Origin of the sequence: Shewanella maritima (genome assembly GCF_043643735.1) — a bacterium.
Classification (GTDB): domain Bacteria; phylum Pseudomonadota; class Gammaproteobacteria; order Enterobacterales; family Shewanellaceae; genus Shewanella; species Shewanella maritima_A.
In genome coordinates, this window is record NZ_JBHZSM010000018.1 from 20,561 (window position 1) to 37,975 (window position 17,415).

Consider the following 17,415-nt stretch of genomic DNA (forward strand, 5'->3'; position numbering starts at 1 on the left):
TTTATGACTCAGTTTACTTTCAATCTAAAGATGTTAAAGACGAGCAAGTTAACTTATCTCAGTATTAATAGACTTAGGCACTGGCTAGTCACGTTATTAGGCGTTATTGCTATTTGCTCACCAGCCATTAGCTTTGCAAATAATCAGTCGAGTGAACTTCGCATCGAGCCTGAATTTTGGTGGGCCGATATGCATAATTCAGAGTTACAACTGCTTATATATAGCCCTGATATTGTCAATAACACTATTGAGTTAACTCGAGCAGAGCAAGTCAAAATCAAACGCATTGTCAAAACAGACAGTCAAAACCATGTATTTGTTTATTTGGATTTACAAAACGCTCAGCCACAAACCTTAACCTTTAGCATCAAGCAAGGGGATAAGCAGGTTAACCGCGTGAATTACAGTATTAAGTCACGCCAAGCAGGCTCTGCCAATAGACAAGGTTTTAGTAATAAAGATGTCATTTATCTCATCACCCCAGATAGATTCGTTAATGGCGATCCTGCCAACGACACTCATCCACAGATGCTAGAAGGCATTAACCGTGAAGATAAAGATGGCAGACATGGCGGTGATATTCGTGGGATCCGTAAGGCATTGCCTTACCTTGCAAACCTTGGTGTCACTCAACTGTGGATCAATCCATTGCTAGAAAATAACCAAGCTAAATATTCCTATCATGGCTATTCAACCACTGACTTCTATCAAATAGACCCACGTTTTGGTTCAAACGAAGAATATGCCGCATTAGTAGCCGAAGCACAGCAGTTTGGTATCGGCATCATCAAAGACATTATTGTTAACCATATCGGCTCTGCACATTACTGGATGAAGGATTTTCCTGATAAAAATTGGGTACATGGGCAAGCGCGCTGGCAAGAGAATCAACAAGATATTACCTATACCAGCCACAGACGAACCACAGTGCAAGACCCATACGCTGCTGACAGTGACAGAGTGGAATTCGAGCAAGGCTGGTTCACAGACACTATGCCTGATTTGAACCAAAACAATCCTCACCTCGCCACTTATTTAATTCAAAATAGTATTTGGTGGGTGGAGTTTGCAGGCTTAAGTGGTATTAGAGAAGATACATACTCCTATGCAGACAAAACGTTCTTAACTCAGTGGTCAACCGCCATCATGAATGAGTACCCACAGTTTAATATTGTTGGTGAAGAGTGGACGAATAACCCAATCACTGTCAGCTATTGGCAAGCGGGCAAACACAATAAAGATGGTTATGTGTCTGCGACTAGAAGCATGATGGATTTCCCGCTTTATGAGACGTTAATTTCATCTCTCACTGAAGATGAAGGCTGGGGAAGCGGCTTAATTAACCTATATGAAGCCCTTGCTAATGATGTGATATATGCCGACCCTACCCAACTAGTGTTATTTGAAGGCAACCACGATACCAACCGCATATATAGTTTAATGGGCCAAGATATTGCCCTGTATAAAATGGCCATGGCCTATGTACTCACCAGTAACCGCATCCCACAAATTTTTTATGGCAGTGAAATATTAATGACCAGTCCGACTGAAGGACGCCATGACGGTGCAGTCAGATCTGATTTTCCAGGCGGCTGGTTAGATGATGATACAAATGTTTTCAATAAACGTAATATCACACCATTACAAGAAGATGCGCTCAATTTCATAACGAAACTAATGCAATTTAGAAAAAATTCATCTTCAATTCAGCATGGGAGTCTAAAACATTACGCGCCTAAAGAGGGGGTATACGTCCAATTTAGACATGCCAGCAATGAATCCTTGATGGTGATATATAACAAAAATAAACAACACGTTGAGCTAGATATGACCCGTTTCAGTGATGATATTCAGCAATTTACGCAAGCTAAAAATATCATTACAGCGCAATGGTCTGAATTTGGCGACAAGCTCATGCTAGAAGGTGCAGGAGTTTACATCATGAAATTAGCCAATGATAAATAGCCAGAGTAAACACTTAAATACTCATCAACAGTCATCAATTCAAAGTACATAGAGATTAAAATGCAAGTTACATGCCCATTAAATTACGCAAATCAATCATACATGCGCAAAGCGTCGATGGTGATTAGTTTAAGTTTAACAGGTCTACTAATAGGCTGTACGCCAACAGATCCTCACCAACTGAACAGTGTCAAAACGCGAGCTGAGTTTGAAACACTTGACACACTTGACACACTTGACACACTTGACACACTTGACACACTTGACACACTCATCGATTCTCATGAGAAAGCCGTAGTTTATCAAGTTTTTACCCGTTTATACGGCAATACCAATACGACTAATCAACCTTGGGGCACATTAGAGCAAAATGGCGTGGGGAAGTTTGCTGACTTCAACGATACCGCCCTTCAAGATATAAAATCATTGGGTGTAACACACGTGTGGTATACCGGTGTGCCACATCATGCTGTCATTAGAGACTACACAGAATATGGCATTAACAATGATGACCCAGACGTAGTTAAAGGCCGCGCAGGATCGCCCTATGCTGTGAAAGACTATTACAATGTCAATCCAGATTTGGCCAGTGATCCAAACCAGCGCCTTGAAGAGTTTGAAGCATTAATAGCAAGAACACATGCAAATGGTATGAAAGTCATTATTGATATCGTGCCCAACCATGTTGCCCGCAATTATCAATCACTGTCAAAGCCCGAAGGTATTGAAGACTTTGGTCAAAGTGACGATACTTCTGTTGAATATGCCAAAAATAACAACTTCTATTACCTCCCAAATCAAGATTTCAAGGTGCCAGAAACCATCGAAGGCTTCGAACCTTTAGGCGGACAAGCTCACCCATTATCAGACGGGCTGTTTATTGAAAAACCCGCGAAATGGACGGGGAATGGTTCGCGTTTAGCACAACCTGATAGCAATGATTGGTATGAAACCGTCAAAGTAAACTATGGTGTCACACCCGATGGGAAGTATGATTTCCCTCGCCTGCCAGCCAGTTATGCCAATAAAAGCGCCGCTCAACACTTTATGTTCTGGAAACGACAAAGCACTGATGCGATACCAGACTCTTGGAAGAAATTTCAACACATTACCCAATATTGGCTGGGTAAAGGCGTCGATGGTTTCAGATATGATATGGCTGAAATGGTACCGGTGGAGTTTTGGAGCTATTTAAATAGTCATGTAAAACACTATGACCCAGATTCATTTTTACTGGCTGAAGTCTATAACCCTTCGCTTTATCGAGACTATATTCACCTCGGAAAAATGGATTTCTTGTATGACAAAGTAGGCTTATACGACACACTAAAAGATATCATTCAAGGTAAATCATCAACTGCTGAAATAGCTAAAGTGCAAGCTAAAGTGTTAGACATTGAATCGCATATGCTGCACTTTTTAGAAAATCATGATGAACAGCGGATCGCCAGCCCTGAATTTGCCGGTGATGCATTCAAAGCTTTACCCGCTATGGTGGTATCGACAACACTCAGCCGCTCACCTACTTTAATTTATTTCGGTCAAGATGTCGGCGAGCCTGGTGCTGAAGATGCTGGGTTTGGTCAACCATCTAGAACCAGCATTTTCGATTATATCGGGGTGCCAGCACATCAGCGTTGGATGAATCATGGTAAGTTCGATGGAGGAAATTCAACAGAGCAGGAAGTCGCGCTACGCGGTTACTATCAGAGGTTATTACAACTCAGTCACACCGCACCAGCACTAAAAGGTCAATACCAAGAACTGGACACGTTACAACGTCAGCTAAGTCAACCTGGCTATGATGAAAGTGTATTTGCTTTCACACGGTTCTCAGATGAGCAGCAGTTAATTATCGTCAGTAATTTTGATGAAACAAACAGTAAGTCATTTGAGCTTCACATCTCCAATGACCTGCTTGAGCAGTGGCAATTACAACATATCTCAAGTGTGCCATTAACCGACCTTTTGACAGATGAACCCTTCAATGCTTCATTAGCACTCGCTCATGACAATAACCAGCCAAGGGGGACTATCTCTATTCAACTGGCCCCACTTCAAAGCCGAGTACTAGCATTAGCACCGCATCAGGAAAATTAACGGTAAAAAATCACTCATAACTTAAGCCCTCTGCAAACATACTTGCAGAGGGCTTTCTCTGGTTTGACAAGTGCTTAAACCCTGCTGAATACGTATGCATCCGATTGCTGGCTTTGATATTCAACCAGTATATTGAGGTGTGCATATCTAAGCGTCTATTGCTTTAGCAAAACATTTACCACTCAAGCAAAACACTTACCACTCAGTTTAAGGACAAGCCATGGGTCAGCCTTTGTTACATCACCTTCAAAAAGTCAGCGCGTTGGGCATCATTATTGCTGCATTGCTTCCTAGCATGGCATCCGCTAAGGCCGTGCAATTGCACTCACCTGATCGACAAATTCATATTCAACTGACAGATGACAACAATCAGGCACATTATCAAGTCAATTTTGACGGTAAAACTGTCATTAACCCCAGTAAACTGGGCATGGTTTTCAAACAATTAGGCAGGATAGATCAGCAACTGCAAATTGTTGATGTGACAACGCACTCCAATGACAGTACCTGGGAGCAACCTTGGGGTGAACGTCAATTTGTACGAGACCATTACAATGCGATGACAGTCAAACTGAAACATAATGAATTAGTGTTTAATGTTGAATTTAAAGCTTTTAATGACGGTATTGGCTTTCGCTATCACTTTCCTAAACAAGCTGCATTAGCGCAATACACAACATTAGACATTATTGAAGAGCTCACAGAATTTAGCTTGCCCGATGCCCATCAAAGTCAAGCGTGGTGGATCCCTGGTCGCGGTTGGAATCGCTATGAATACCTGTATCAACACACCCCCGTCAGCAAGGTTGACCGAGCTCATACCCCTTTTACAGCCAAGTTATCCTCGGGGGTTCACATTAGCATCCACGAGGCTGCACTGACAGATTATGCCGCCATGGTATTAGACCAACGCCGTGACGGAACGTTTAGAGCTGATTTAACGCCTTGGTCTGATGGTATTCGAGTCAAAACCAAACCAGGGTTCACAACACCATGGCGCACTATTCAGATAGCTGATGCAGCCACAGGTTTACTAAACTCAGACTTGATCCTTAACCTGAACGAGCCCAATCAGCTAGGCGATGTATCTTGGGTACAACCGGGTAAATACATTGGTATTTGGTGGGGGATGCACATTAATGAGAACACCTGGGGTTCAGGCCCTAAACATGGTGCAACGACGAGTGAAACCAAACGCTACATGGACTTTGCTGCACAGTACGACTTTGATGGGGTGTTAGTCGAAGGCTGGAACATTGGCTGGGATGGCAGTTGGTTCCATAATGGTGATGTATTTAGTTTTACTCAATCTTATGATGATTTTGATTTACTCAAGGTCACTGAGTATGGCTTGAAACAAGGGGTTAGATTAGTAGGTCATCACGAAACCTCAGGTTCAGTGACTAATTATCGTAATCAGATGCAGGATGCGTATGACTTATATCAACAGCATGGCGTCACTCAAATTAAAACGGGTTATGTTGCCGATGGTGGCGATATAAAACGTGTGGATGAAAACGGTGTTGTCCATCATGAGTGGCATGACGGTCAATTCATGGTGAATGAATATCTGTACAGTATTCAACAAGCGGCAAAACGAGGCATTAGTATTAATACCCATGAGCCAATTAAAGATACGGGCTTAAGGCGCACCTACCCTAACTGGATTGCACGAGAAGGCGCACGAGGCCAAGAGTTCAATGCGTGGGGAACACCGCCAAACAACCCATCGCACACGGCTATTTTACCTTATACACGTATGTTATCAGGACCAATGGATTTTACGCCGGGTATTTTCAATCTCGCTCCAGAAGGCCTCGATGCGGTTAACCGAGTACAAACCACCCTCACTAAGCAGTTAGCCTTGTATGTTGTGTTGTATAGCCCCATCCAAATGGCTGCAGACTTACCACGTAACTATGTTGAGCGATTAGATGCTTTTCAGTTTATTCAAGATGTGCCAACTGACTGGCAACAAAGTATCGCGATATCAGGTGAAATTGGCGAACATGTGGTGTTTGTTAGGCAAAATCGTGCCAATAATGACTGGTACCTTGGTGCACTCACCAATGAAACACCCCGCAGTGTTGACGTGAAATTGGATTTTCTAGACTCTGCGAAAAAGTATCAAGCCCAAATATACCGTGATGGTGATAAAGCGCATTGGTTAACAGAGCCTTATGATTATGTGATTGAAACAAAAGCTGTCACAGCAATCGATACTATTACGCTAAAAATGGCTGCTAGTGGTGGTACTGCAATACGCTTTAAAGCGCTTTAACGCCCCTTCTCCCTAAAGCCTGATGTGCAATCAATTGATTGCCTTCAGGTTTTTCTTTGTTTACATTGCACTGTGTCGAATATCTAAATCTGGATTACCAAGTCAATATGTTACAAAAACGATCGCCTTTAGTTACTGATACTTGATGAATACGTATGTATTCGGTTGTGTCAATTGGACCCACAAGGCTAGTATAAACCTGCTAATTTCACTCTGCTTGTGGAGATGAAAAGGGCTAGGTCGTTACTGGCATCCTTGTGCCAGGTTTGGAGTACCTCCATTAGTTTTGTTATCTGCTTATGGTATACGAAGCTTATTAGGTCTTGGCGAATACCCGTCTTAGGGAGATGAGTATTCGCCATTTTTTTATCACCTGTTTTATCGACCCATTTAGCAAATTTTGCTGTTTACAGCACATGAACATAAGGAACGTCATGTCAGCCAATCGAAATACAACGACTCAACCAGCCGCTGCCATTCAGCCAAAACTGAATTTCTGGCAAATTTTCAATATGTGTTTTGGTTTTCTGGGGATCCAGTTTGGTTTTGCCTTACAAAATGCCAACGTCAGTCGCATATTCCAAACATTAGGTGCTGAAATTGACGCGATTCCAATTTTATGGATTGCTGCACCACTAACCGGATTAATCGTCCAACCGATTATTGGTTACTTAAGTGACAATACATGGAATAGCCTTGGACGTCGTCGCCCTTATTTCTTAATCGGTGCAGTATGTACCACTCTTTCACTATTCATCATGCCGCATTCACCAACATTGTGGATTGCAGCTGGCATGTTGTGGATCATGGATGCATCCATCAATATTGCCATGGAGCCCTTTAGAGCATTCGTGGGTGATAATTTACCGAAAAGCCAACGTACCCAAGGGTACGCAATGCAAAGCTTCTTTATTGGTATTGGTGCAGTCGTTGCCTCAGCTATGCCGTATATGCTTACCAATTATTTAGATGTCGCCAATACCGCACCAGCAGGTCAAATTGCAGATTCAGTTAAATACTCATTCTACTTTGGTGCAGTTGTACTGTTTTTGGCAGTTGGCTGGACCATCATTTCAACCAAAGAATACAGCCCTGAGCAATTAGCCGCTTTTCATGCTGCATCATCAGATAATATTCATGATGATTTCATCGGACGAAAAGCTACTCAATATCAACAAAGCGGCTTTATTTGGATGTTCATTGGCGCGGTGTTTACCAGTGCAATTTTATTGCAAGATTTAGACAAGCAACTGTACATTTTGAGTATCGGAATTTTTGTATTTGGCCCACTACAGCTTTATTGTGCGTTTAAACTCAATTCTGCCAATCAAGTCGCACTTGAACAGCCAAAACAGCTTGGGCTTGTGTTTAATGTGGTCAATGACTTATTCCAAATGCCCAAAGCCATGAAGCAATTAGCAGTGGTGCAATTCTTCGCTTGGTTTGCGCTGTTCGCCATGTGGATTTACAGCACTTCTGCGGTTACCTCATTCCATTACGGCAGCAGTGATGTTCTTAGCCAAGCGTACAATGATGGCGCGGATTGGGTAGGCATATTATTTGCTTCTTACAATGGTTTTGCCGCCATTGCCGCGATGATTATTCCACTATTAGCCAATAAAGTCGGTGTGAAGTTTACCCATACCATCAATATGTCTTTGGGCGGTCTTGGTTTAATCAGCTTCTATTTCATTCAAGACCCAAGCCTATTATGGATCCCTATGATTGGTGTCGGCTTTGCTTGGGCTTCAATTCTTTCTGTGCCTTACGCCATGTTATCAGGCGTGCTACCGCCACACAAAATGGGCGTTTACATGGGAATATTTAACTTTTTCATTGTTATCCCACAATTGATGGCAGCCAGCGTATTAGGGCTACTGTTACGTGTATTTTTCAACAGCGAGCCTATCTACGCCTTAGTTTTAGGCGGTGTATTCATGTTGATTTCAGGGATTGCAGTGCATTTTGTAGAACAAAATCAAACAAATAATAAATAACGCTTTTTGGGGAAGAACATGTTGCAAAAACCATTAAAAATGTCACTTAGCACCGTGGCTAAAACCATCTCAGTTGCAATACTTGGCTTGGGGTTAAGTGCTTGCTCTCAACAATCCACCACGGCCAACACCGAGGCACAAGCACAGACACAATTAAACGTGGCACCAGGCGCGCCAGGTATCGACCCTACTTGGGCATTTTCAGGAAAAACCGGCATAGGCACATCCTATGAACCCTATGTAAATGGTCAATATGCAGGGCTAGAAAATAACCCAGTGAGTAAAGTGTGGTTTTCAGTCGCGCAAGGGATTCTAACCGAAACCATGTTTGGCATGATCCACAATGCGCAACTTAAAGAAATGCAGTTTATTGTGGCCGGTAATGGCTTTGTGGATACTGAAAAAGTCGATACAACAAGCACCATTGAATATTTGCACACTGACGAGCAAGGTCGACCGTTGTCGCTTGCCTATAAAATTACCAATAAAGCAAAAAATGGTAAGTACCAAATCGAAAAGCACATCTTTACCGATCCAAACCGTGATAGCTTGATGATGAAAGTCGAATTTACCGCCTTTGAAGATGGCATCACACCATATTTATATGCTAACCCACACATCGACAATAGTGGTGCTAATGACATTGCATTTGTTGAAGGTAATTCGCTTTTTGCACATACCTCAGAGCAAAACTCATCGTATATGAGTATTACATCAGATGTTGATTTTGTGGCGGCATCTGCTGGCTTTGTAGGCACATCCGATGGCTTAAAAGATATCAAAGCCAATGGCAAGTTAACTCAGCAATATCAAACTACCAGCGCAGATAATAGCACTGCAGGTAATGTCGCGTTGACCGCACAATTACCTACTCTTAAGGCCGATAAAGCCCAAGTGATGAATATCACCATCGGCTTTGCAGACAGCAAACAAGCGAGTTTAGCGAATGCCGAGGCAACACAGCAAGATGGTTATGATTTTGTGCTGAGTGCCTACTTGGGCGATGACAAACACCTAGGCTGGAAAGATTACCTCGCCTCTCTATCGCCAATGCAAGCCATGGCTGCAAATACCACAGACGGCGGTAAACTACTTAATGCCAGTGCATTAGTATTAAAAGCGCAAGAAGATAAAACCCATGCAGGGGCATTAATTGCTTCACTGTCCAACCCTTGGGGTGACACAGTGTCGGCTAAAGTTGGCAGTACAGGTTATAAAGCAGTATGGCCACGTGATTTTTATCAGTGCGCAATGGCATTTTTAGCCATGGGTGACACCGAAACACCTAAAGTCGCATTTGAGTACTTAAAGAAGGTACAAGTTAGTCAACAAACGCCAGGCTTTGTTGGCACGCCAGGCTGGTTTTTACAAAAGACCCACGTTGATGGTCAAATAGAATGGGTTGGCGTGCAGTTAGATCAAACCGCTATGCCTATCATGTTAGGCTGGCAACTGTGGCAAGCAGGTGTATTGACTGATGCAGAGATAAGTCAGTGGTATCAAGAGATGTTAAAACCTGCGGCAGACTTTCTGGTTACGGGTGGTAAAGTGAAGTTAGATTGGAACGACACTGAAATCACCCCACCTAACACGCAGCAAGAACGTTGGGAAGAGCAAGCTGGCTTCTCCCCTTCCACTACCGCCGCGGTAATTTCAGGCCTAATAGCTGCAGCCGACATGGCAAAGCTAATAGGTGAAGAAGACAAAGCCGAGCTCTATAATAGCACTGCTGATGCGCTCACTGCGCAACTGGAAAAAACCACAGTGACCACCAATGGCCAATTAAACAGTAAAATTGATGGCAAACCCTATTATGTTCGCATTAGTCCAAATGGTCAGCCAAACACTGAACAACGCCTGCTGGACAACAATGGCAAGCCTGGGCTGGATCAACGCACCATTTTAGATGGCGGCTTTCTCGAGCTAGTGCGCTATGGTGTTAAGTCTGCAGACGATAGCATCGTACGAAATAGTTTGGCGCTAATTGATGACACCAGCCTTGAGCATAACTTACGTGTTAAGTATGAGTTTAACGCTAAAGATGGCAGTACTGTGCCAGGTTACAGACGCTATGGTAATGATGGTTACGGTGAAGATGTCGACACTGGCAACAGTTATGCTGAGAATGGTAATACCGAAGGCCAGCGTGGTCGTGTATGGCCTTTCTTTACCGGTGAGCGTGGTCATTATGAACTTGCCTATGCGAAAGCCACTAACAGCTTAAATGAACAAACCAAAGCTGAGCTGATTAATACCTATGTACAAGGCATGGAAACCTTTGCTAATGAAGGCTTAATGCTACCCGAGCAAGCGTGGGATGGCGTAGGTAATCCTACCCGCTATAACTATCAATTGGGTGATGGCACTAACTCAGCAACACCGCTGGCTTGGACTCACGCTGAATACGTCAAACTGGTGCGCTCGATGACTGATGAAAAAGTTTGGGACTTTTACCCAATCGTTGCTGACCGCCAAAAATAGGCAGTTTCTGTCTCAACAGTCATAAGTTCTAGTGACAAAAAATGGATTGGTATTAGGCATCATGCCTTACCAATCCATTTTGCTTTTTGTTAGCGTCATAACTCGACGAATACTTAAATCCCCCATGACTTTATCAACCAGGCTTACAGCACCTCATCGATAATTTTGCTGATTTAATGGTCATAGCTGAAGCCATGGAAACAATATAATTTATTCATATAAATCATATTGTTGAATTTATCAAAAGCTGTTATTAATAGTGCAGCAACAAACTCAAAGCATAATTAGTAACATGTAGGAATGACACAATGGATTGGTATTTAAAAGTTTTAAAACAATATTTTGATTTTGGCGGTCGAGCACGCCGTAAAGAATATTGGATGTTCTATTTAATTAACACAATTATCAGTATTGCCATTACGCTAGTCGAAATGGGGATTGGCACATATGATGAAGTATCAGGCTACGGTATTTTCAGCAGCATATATTCTTTGCTGGTTCTTATCCCGAGCATCGCTGTAAGCGTACGCCGTTTACATGATACAGATCATTCAGGTTGGTGGTTATTACTCCTGTTCATTCCAATTCTAGGCTGGTTATTCCTACTTGTCGTTTTTTGCTTTAACAGTAAGGAAGACAATGAATACGGTCCAAACCCAAAATCTGAGCCACAGCTTGAACCTAGCGTGAGCGCATAAAATAAAATCCCCAATGCGATAGTTCATCTCGCATTGGGGATTTTAAAATTTATTCTAAAATCTATTTTAACCCTGCTGACCTTCAGCCCCGCAAGATTGTCTGATGACTAAACTCGTTGGAATTAACTGTGGACTGACTTCCTGACCTCGTATAAGCATCAATAAACTCTCGACAATTTTTTCACCTGCAAGTTTGGTGTTTTGTTTGATAGTCGTTAATGCTGGGTTGGCAAAGCTAGCCACTGGAATATCATCATAACCCACGACACCAATATCCTCAGGGACACTTACACCACGCAGTTTCAGTGCGCGAATAGCCCCAATAGCAATCAGGTCACTGGCGGCAAAAATCGAATCAAATTCAAGTTTACTGTCAAGCAATGCATTCGCCGCCTCAAAGCCTGACTCTTCAGTACTGATAGCATCAAATTGCAACTTGGTGTGAGTAGCAACACCCGCATTATTCATTGCTTCGCAATGGCCTAAATAGCGCGCCATAAACTCTGGGCTATGACTGGAGCTGTCCCCTAAAAAAGCCACGTTGCGAAAGCCACAATCAAGCATATGCTCAGTGGCGATTCTGCCTCCTTGGTGATTATCGCAGCCAATGGTGAGCACAGATTTATTGGTGTCTTCTGCGCCCCAAATTACAAAGTGGGTATTTTGTTCAAGCAGCTTCTCAAGCTTATGGGCGTAATCAACGTAATCACCATAACCTAATAAAATGATTCCATCGGCTTTATTACTATCTTCATAATCGGCATGCCAGTCACTGGATAACTGCTGGAAAGAAACCAGTAAGTCGTATCCTTGCTGTGCAGTCGCACGAGTAATTGAACCCAGCATAGATAAAAAGAAAGGATTGATCATTGAATCATCATTGGTCGGATCTTCACAAATCAATAAGGCTAAAGTATGGCTATTTTGCGTGCGTAAATTACTGGCATTTTTATCTACCTTATAATTTAATTCCTTGGCAATCGCTTGAATCTTTTGTCGAGTTTCAAGATTGACCAGTGGACTGTTTCGCAACGCACGCGATACCGTAGATTGCGAGACACCAGCACGATAAGCAATATCAATTGAAGTCGCTTTTGCAGGCATGAGGCTTCACCCTTATTATTATTGATTGTAGAAAGTGTTCAATTGCTGATACTGAAGATACAAGTTAACTATACGGGTTTACAAGCCTAATTCACTCAATAAGTCATCAGCATCATCAGCTTTGTTACCTGCATCATTTTTCGGGCTTGCCACTTTGGACTCTGCCTTAGCCTTTGCTGGTAAACTACCATGAGTTTCAATCAAAGAGTCTGGATCAAACTCTTCATCCATTTCAAACTCAGCTAATCGAACAAATTCAGTTTTATCCATAGCAAATTCGAGATAAAAAATTTGATTACTCTCTGTTTTAAATGAAACGCGCCTAACAACAGCATTATCCAAATTAGCATCAACAGAAATTGTTAAATCTTTGTTTATAGTTAACATTTTAGGTTGGCTTTGACTAATCGTTGTTTGCAGTTTTTTGGAAACTTGGCTGATAAAATCACCTAAAATCTGATTCATTAACTCGCCCATCACGTTACCAACTTCATCTGAAGTGTGTGAGAAAGCTAACTCTGTTTCAGGCATGCCCATATTGGTCATATATTTGCGATAAATCTCTACAGCAGCGGCGGCTGAAAAATTGATAACTACCAGCCCCGAAAAACCACCATCGAAAATAGAAAAACAACTTAAATCAGGTTTTAACCGTGTTTTAGCAATCGTTTGCACCATTCCTGCGTGGGTCACTTGGCTACCACTGGTACTACTCAGCACGTGGCTTACCGAATGGCACAGCTTTAATAATATGTCATCATTATTTACAATTTGTGAAGGATTCATCATGATTTACTACCTTTTATTATCATTTGACCATAGTGCGTGTTAACGCAATAAAAATCAAAACAAAACAGCTTTCTATCTCGATTTGTCGCCTGATTGGTTAATTCCAAGCCAATGAAAAATTCCAACATTTAAAACTAATGTTTTCATCTGCGTAAAATAACAATTTGTCAGCTTTTGTATTCGTGCTCACAATCTGGCAACACAAACATGAATATTCCCTTTGATTCATTATAATGATTTGCATACATTTTCATGACAAATGCAGGGATATTCATGATACATTTTTTAAGGCAGTTCACCATATTGCAAAGGCTGATTATGATGCTTGCGCTTGCTGCCATCGGAACAGTCGTATTTGCTACTTTCTCAATAAAAGAACAATATAATGCGCTTGCTGTTCAACAATACCACCAGATGGAAGCTGAACTACAAACATTAGACATCGCATGGCAAAGCCAACATGCTCAAGGTGATAAACAAGCGTACATTGAATATATCAGAGCCACTGCAAGGCAGATGGATAAACGCATTTTGTTAGCCGATCAGCGCACGATTGTGGTTGATTCACAGCAGTCGAACTCATCAACATTCCCTGCAAGTCAGTTAGATTCTTCAATTAGCGGTAACCCCTACTCAACCGTTATGAGTCAGGCTACCAACCAAGAGAATAAGGTTAAGTTTACCGATAACAGTCAAAAGCATAGTACTCAGTACGCGGTTGCTGTTGCCAGTCATATTCCAGGCATGGTGATCATCAGCCAAACGAGCTCAGCTTATATAGATGATCAGCTATTGCCCATTATTGGTAAGTTTTTAGTGATCATGCTAATGATTTCAGTGCCAATTTTCCTGTTTTTTGTATTGTTAAATATCTCCATCACGACACCACTTAACACCGCAACGCATGCCATGCGAGATATAGCAAAAGGTGAAGGTGACTTAACCCAGCGCCTAGATGCTCAAGGTAAAGATGAAGTCGCTAAATTTGCTGATGAGTTTAATGCATTTGCGCAAAAGATTGGTCAAGTGGTCGCTCAATTGCAACCGCTTGGACAGCATCTTAAGCAAGATGCTGCTGAGTTAATCAGCCGAGTGGAAGAATCAAACCAAGGTGTAGATTGTATTCACCGCGAAACCCAAAGCGTTGCTGCTGCCATTAATGAGATGGTATGTACCTCTCAAGACATGGCTGTGAACACACAAAAAGCTGCCGACGCAGCCAATGATGTAAGAGATAAAACCGAGCAAAGTCACGGTCATTTAATTGATACCGTTAAGCAAAGTGAATTACTGGTGAGTGATCTGCAACAATCTGCTGAAATTACTCAGAACTTAAGCCGTTCATCTAGCGAAATTGGCAGTATTTTGGATGTGATTAAAGGCATTGCTGAACAAACTAATCTACTGGCGCTTAATGCCGCAATTGAAGCAGCCCGTGCCGGTGAACATGGCCGTGGTTTCGCCGTGGTAGCAGATGAGGTTCGTGCACTGGCAAACCGTACTCAGGATTCCACTAACGAAATAAACAAAATAATTAGTGACATTCAGGTAGGTATTGAGCAGGTAATGGACAGCAACAACCAGAATCAGTCTCAGTCGATAGAATTGCAAAGCCGTGCCAATGATTCAGCACAAGCCATGCAAGCGATTCTAGCCTTGATTGCCCATATCAGTGACATGAATATTCAACTAGCCGGCGCAACTGAACAACAAAGTAGCGTATCAGAAGAAATCAACAAAAACGTGAGTAATATTACTGAACTCACAGAGGTATCTGTCGCTGTAAATGAAAGCAATCAGGATGCGGCTCAGACATTGGATGAAATCAGTCAAAATATGAATCAGTGCCTTGCCCAATTTAAAGTTTAATTACCATTAAACTAGATACAGTTTGATAAAACTTTAGTATGACCGCAAGTTTTGCGGTCATACTCATTTAAGGTTACAATCTTGGCCATCTTTTCAAAGAGTATTAATCGATGTTTCGTCAATCTGTCACCATTACCGCCCCTCATGGAATGCATACCCGCCCAGCCGCACTGTTAGTCAAAGAAGCAAAAAGTTTCGACTGTGACATAATTGTAGAGTGCAACGGTAAGCAGGCGAGCGCCAAAAGTTTATTCAAATTACAAACTCTTGGCTTATATCATGGTGTGACAGTGACAGTCATCGCCTCAGGCAATCAAGCACAAGAGGCTGTTGAGCGAATTGCATCGCTTCTAATCACCTTAAGTTAACAGGAAGTTATATGACGACGGTTGATGGTATTATCGTTTCTGCAGGGATAGCGTTTGGACAAGCCTTAACCATTCGCTCCAATATTCACCCACTCGATCTCTCAGTTATCCCCGCTAATAAGGTTGAGCTTGAAAAAGACAAGCTACTCAGGGCGGTCAATAACCTCATTTCATATTTATTGCGCTGTCAGGGTTGTTTAACTGGCCAATGTGATAATTTTCAGCTTATCGAAGCGGATATTGCATTACTTGAAGATAGCGAAATGCATCAAGAGTTATATCAGCACATTGGTGAGTATCGTGTTTCAGCCAGTGTTGCTGTTGACCGTATCTTTAAAAAGCAAGCCCGTGAAATGGCACAATTAGAAGACCCGTACCTTGCCAACCGAAGTAATGACATACTTGGATTAGCCAAACGCCTCAACAGCGCTCTACATGGTCACTTGCAGTGGGATTTATCTTCACTAGAACATGACACGATACTTTTAGCTGATGATTTGACGCCTGCCGAATTTGCCATTCTGCCATTTGAACATATAAAAGGTATCGTTCTTGAATCTGGTGGTTTAACGAGCCATACCGCCATTTTGGCCCGTACAGCCGGGATCCCTGCACTGTTAAATTGCAGTTTCACAGAGCATGAGCAGGTTAAAGATGGCACTGAAGTCATTCTGGATGCGATTGATGGACGGCTTATCATTGCGCCTACTCCGCACATGCACCAAGCATTAACGAGCAAGCGTGATGAAGAAATTGCTCGTCACCTTGCATTAGAAAAGTTTAAGCCGTTAGCAGCCAAAACCCAAGATGGTCATTGCGTGAAACTCATGGCAAATATTGGCAGCCTCAATGACATCAGTAAAATTAACGATGTCGGTGCACAAGGTGTGGGACTGTTTAGAACCGAGTTCATTTTAATGTATTCCTCATCGATGCCAGATGAAAAGCAGCAATATCAAATCTACTGTGATGCATTGCATGGCATTGATAACCAAGTGCTTACCATCCGTACTTTTGATATTGGTGCTGACAAAGACATTCCATGGCTAGGTTTACAAAATGAAGATAATCCAGCTCTTGGGTTGCGAGGCATACGCTACAGTTTAAGCCAACCAGAATCATTTTTGATTCAAGTGAAAGCGATTTTGCGCGCGGCTAATCACGGCAGTATCAGATTGATGTTCCCTATGGTTTGTCAGGTAGAAGAGCTTGAACAAGTTAATCAACTGATTGAACAAGCGAAAGTACAATTACAACAGCAAGGTAAACCCTTTGGTCAGCTGCAAATTGGTATTGTCGTTGAAACGCCAGCGTCAGTACTCAACCTGCCAAGCATGTTACCTTTAATCGATTTTGTCAGTATTGGTACTAACGATTTAACCCAGTACACACTTGCGGCGGATAGAACAAATCCGCAACTGGCTAAAAACTACCCACCGTTATCGCCAGCAGTCATTCAGCTCATCAGATTAACTATTGAACAATGTAAGTCAGCGGGTATTAGTGTGAGCCTGTGTGGCGAAATTGGCAGTAACCCTGCGATGTTGCCGTTATTGGTTGGCCTTGGGGTAGATGAAATAAGTATAAACCCGACTAATTTGCTGGAAGTTAAAGCAACCTTAGTGCAAGGTAATTATCAAGCGTTTGTTAAACACGCAAAATACGTGTCACAATTATCAAAAATCAATGACGTATCGCGAGCAATTGCATCATACAATAAATATTAACCAAGAGTTATTCTAAGATGTGGGGGCACGTTTGGA

Annotated in this window: 11 protein-coding genes; 9 read left to right on the top strand and 2 right to left on the bottom strand. The window is 42.3% G+C overall.

The genetic code is table 11. The features are described 5' to 3' along the window. Nucleotides 1-3: 3 nt before the first annotated feature. From ACHUGF_RS16050 to ACHUGF_RS16075, 6 genes are all read left to right on the top strand, one after another. On the top strand, nt 4-1,965 hold the full coding sequence (locus ACHUGF_RS16050) for a glycoside hydrolase family 13 protein (protein WP_394132719.1): 1,962 nt from the start codon (nt 4-6) through the stop codon (nt 1,963-1,965). 60 nt (nt 1,966-2,025) lie between these two features. Continuing rightward, nucleotides 2,026-4,065 carry an alpha-amylase family protein gene (locus ACHUGF_RS16055; RefSeq protein WP_394132721.1) on the top strand — a complete coding sequence of 680 codons (2,040 nt, stop codon included), beginning with the start codon at nt 2,026-2,028 and terminating at the stop codon, nt 4,063-4,065. 220 nt (nt 4,066-4,285) lie between these two features. Continuing rightward, nucleotides 4,286-6,346, top strand: a complete 2,061-nt coding sequence (locus ACHUGF_RS16060; RefSeq protein WP_394132723.1) for a glycoside hydrolase family 97 protein — start codon at nt 4,286-4,288, stop codon at nt 6,344-6,346. A 434-nt stretch (nt 6,347-6,780) separates the two neighbouring features. Further along, complete coding sequence (locus tag ACHUGF_RS16065; protein WP_394132725.1) at nt 6,781-8,343, top strand: MFS transporter; 1,563 nt, start codon at nt 6,781-6,783, stop codon at nt 8,341-8,343. Between the two features lie 18 nt (nt 8,344-8,361). Further along, entirely contained in the window at nt 8,362-10,824 is a 2,463-nt protein-coding gene (locus ACHUGF_RS16070) for a glucan 1,4-alpha-glucosidase (RefSeq protein WP_394132727.1), read from the top strand. 308 nt (nt 10,825-11,132) lie between these two features. After that, nucleotides 11,133-11,522 carry a DUF805 domain-containing protein gene (locus ACHUGF_RS16075; protein WP_394132729.1) on the top strand — a complete coding sequence of 130 codons (390 nt, stop codon included), beginning with the start codon at nt 11,133-11,135 and terminating at the stop codon, nt 11,520-11,522. A 66-nt stretch (nt 11,523-11,588) separates the two neighbouring features. Here the strand turns inward: ACHUGF_RS16075 and ACHUGF_RS16080 are convergent, their stop codons facing one another. Then, nucleotides 11,589-12,626 carry a LacI family DNA-binding transcriptional regulator gene (locus ACHUGF_RS16080; protein WP_394132731.1) on the bottom strand — a complete coding sequence of 346 codons (1,038 nt, stop codon included), beginning with the start codon at nt 12,624-12,626 and terminating at the stop codon, nt 11,589-11,591. A 78-nt stretch (nt 12,627-12,704) separates the two neighbouring features. Then, complete coding sequence (locus ACHUGF_RS16085) at nt 12,705-13,412, bottom strand: DUF3334 family protein (protein WP_394132795.1); 708 nt, start codon at nt 13,410-13,412, stop codon at nt 12,705-12,707. A 276-nt stretch (nt 13,413-13,688) separates the two neighbouring features. Between ACHUGF_RS16085 and ACHUGF_RS16090 the strand changes: the two genes are divergently transcribed. The 3 genes from ACHUGF_RS16090 (at nt 13,689) to ptsP (ending at nt 17,379) form a co-directional block, all read left to right on the top strand. Further along, nucleotides 13,689-15,284, top strand: coding sequence for a methyl-accepting chemotaxis protein (locus ACHUGF_RS16090; protein ID WP_394132733.1), 1,596 nt, complete (start codon nt 13,689-13,691; stop codon nt 15,282-15,284). Between the two features lie 110 nt (nt 15,285-15,394). Further along, the gene (locus ACHUGF_RS16095; RefSeq protein ID WP_394132735.1) at nt 15,395-15,652 is read left to right on the top strand and encodes an HPr family phosphocarrier protein; all 258 of its coding nucleotides are present in this window, start codon (nt 15,395-15,397) and stop codon (nt 15,650-15,652) included. An 11-nt stretch (nt 15,653-15,663) separates the two neighbouring features. Continuing rightward, nucleotides 15,664-17,379, top strand: a complete 1,716-nt coding sequence (gene ptsP / locus ACHUGF_RS16100) for a phosphoenolpyruvate--protein phosphotransferase (protein ID WP_394132737.1) — start codon at nt 15,664-15,666, stop codon at nt 17,377-17,379. The last annotated feature ends 36 nt before the right edge of the window (nt 17,380-17,415 follow it).